The sequence below is a fragment of the Bradyrhizobium pachyrhizi genome, from assembly GCF_001189245.1.
GTDB lineage: Bacteria > Pseudomonadota > Alphaproteobacteria > Rhizobiales > Xanthobacteraceae > Bradyrhizobium > Bradyrhizobium pachyrhizi.
Genome location: NZ_LFIQ01000089.1, coordinates 29,831 through 31,984, shown reverse-complemented (window position 1 = coordinate 31,984; position 2,154 = coordinate 29,831). Strand labels below are relative to the sequence as shown.

3 protein-coding genes are annotated in these 2,154 nt (G+C 56.2%); all 3 read left to right on the top strand.

Annotated features, from left to right (window positions below; translation table 11 throughout):
- Window positions 1–89: 89 nt before the first annotated feature.
- On the top strand, window positions 90–644 hold the full coding sequence (locus AKL29_RS21480; protein WP_050385529.1) for a hypothetical protein: 555 nt from the start codon (window positions 90–92) through the stop codon (window positions 642–644).
- A 22-nt stretch (window positions 645–666) separates the two neighbouring features.
- Window positions 667–1,944, top strand: coding sequence for an SDR family oxidoreductase (locus AKL29_RS21475; protein ID WP_050385528.1), 1,278 nt, complete (start codon window positions 667–669; stop codon window positions 1,942–1,944).
- Window positions 1,944–2,154, top strand: a 211-nt coding sequence (locus AKL29_RS21470) for a DUF2269 family protein (protein ID WP_244482250.1), incomplete at its 3' end; no start/stop codon positions are given. The genes AKL29_RS21475 and AKL29_RS21470, both read left to right, overlap by 1 nt.

Here is a 2,154-nt window from a genome sequence, read left to right as displayed (position 1 = left end):
GTTGGCGGAGCAGGAGTTGCGAAACGAGGATAAGTCGTCTCCCCTCCGCACCCCAGATAGCCTGTAAATAGAGAAGAAGCGCTTACCGGATGTCTCATTCCGTAGCAGCTGAAACCGTATTGCTGTACTTTGTGCTGCCCCTTTGGTTGTTGGCCGGCTTTGCTGACTATCTTTGCCATCGTGCTTCTCGAATTGAGACGACGAGCGGCTACAAGGAAACTTTGCTCCATCTGTTGATGTTGATCGAGCTGGCGATTCCACTGCTGGCTGCGATTTTTTTGGAGATCAACGCTCTCATCATAGCGGCTATGATTGCCGGTTTTGTTACGCATCAGCTGACGGCCCTCTGGGACACAACATTCGCCAGCCATAAGCGGCGCATCACGCCCATTGAACAGCAGGTCCATAGTTTTCTTGAACTGATGCCTCTGATGGCGATGGTTATCGTAATTATCTTGAACTGGCCGCAATTTCTTAGCCTCTGGGGAATGGGTTCTGAGTCCGCACGTTACGAGCTCGTCCTGAAGCGAGAGCCATTACCCTGGACGTATGTGGCTGCATTCTTGTTCGCAGTCCTGCTGTTTGAAGTCCTTCCCTATATGGAGGAATTCGTTCGAGGCTTGCGGTCGCGGAAGAGGGCTTAGCTCCGAACGCGGAGGACCATCAATGAAGGTTGCCGTCATCGGAGGGACAGGACTGTTGGGATCCGCAATTGTGGCCGACCTATCGTCGCGTGGCCATTCAGTTGTTTCCATGAGCAGAAGCGCCGACATAAGGATTCCGGGCGCTATCTCGGTTGACCTTAACCAGGCGACGTCGCCGTCTTATTGGCTGCCCCATCTCGATGGCGTAGAGGCCGTAGTGAATTGCGCCGGGGTACTCCAAGATAGCCCAAAAGATTCCACGTCAATGGTTCATCATCAGGGCGTTGCGAATCTTTTTGTCGCCTGTGAGCAACTCAAAATCCGCCGCGTCATCCATTTCTCCGCAATCGGGGTAGACCGGCAAACCCCCAGCGCGTTTTCAGAAACGAAATTAATTGGCGACAAGGCTCTGATGGGGCGTGATCTCGACTGGATCATCTTGCGACCCTCCGTCGTGATCGGTCGGGCGGCCTATGGGGCCAGCGCGCTCATGCGAGGCTTGGCGGCCCTCCCGGCTTTACCGGCGATGCCAAACACGGGACAGCTCCAGATCGTCCTGCTCGAGGACGTCGTGCAAACCGTGCAGCATTTTCTAGAGCCCGGTGTGCCTACACGAACAATTGTCGAACTGGTCGGCCCGCACCGCCATTCTTTCCGTGAAGTCATTGCACTGATCCGCGGTTGGTACCGTTGGCCTCCGGCGCACGAGATCCGTTTGCCGAATTTTGCTTCGAGCGTGATGTACAAGTTCGGTGACATGATTTCGCTTTTGGGCTGGCGGCCTCCCGTACGAAGCACTGTCGAGCGGGAGATCAGGCGAGGCGCGGTTGGCGATCTTGGAAACATGCAGCGGCTTGGGCTGCATCCAAAAGGCCTTCCGGAGTTCTTTGCCTCCGAACCAGCGTCTGTGCAGGAACGCTGGTTTGCGCGCATGTATTTGCTTAAACCGGCGATATTTATCGTGTTGTCTCTATTCTGGATCTCGACCGCCCTTGTCTCGCTGGGGCCGGGCTGGGGCTACGGAATGGGCCTCATGGGCGAGGGCGGCGTCGAAGGAGTGAGTGCGGCGCTCACTGTGGTCGCCGGCGCATTATCCGACTTGGTGATTGGACTCGCGATCGCCTATCGACCAGCCAGCCGGTACGGACTCTATGGGGCCATCGCGATCTCCTTCACTTACGCGATCATCGGGACCGCACTTGCGCCTCGGCTATGGGCCGATCCGTTAGGACCGATGCTGAAAATCTGGCCGATCATCGTCCTTCATTTCACAGCGCTAGCGGTTCTCGAAGATCGATGATGCTGTACTTCGTTCTCAAGTACTTGCATATCCTCGGCGCCGCTGTTTTGCTTGGTACAGGATCCGGCATTGCGTGTTTCATGCTTGCAGCTCACCTCGGCGGAAAGCCCTCTGTCATCGCGGGCGTCGCCCGTATTGTTGTGATTGCGGATTTTATCTTCACGGCCACTGCCGTCGTTGTACAGCCCATCACAGGCTCGCTGCTCGTGC

Excerpts from the sequence above, each read along its gene's own strand:
- AKL29_RS21480 (WP_050385529.1), top strand. The coding sequence starts at position 90 with ATGTCTCATTCCGTAGCAGCTGAAACCGTATTGCTGTACTTTGTGCTG.
- AKL29_RS21475 (WP_050385528.1), top strand. The coding sequence starts at position 667 with ATGAAGGTTGCCGTCATCGGAGGGACAGGACTGTTGGGATCCGCAATT.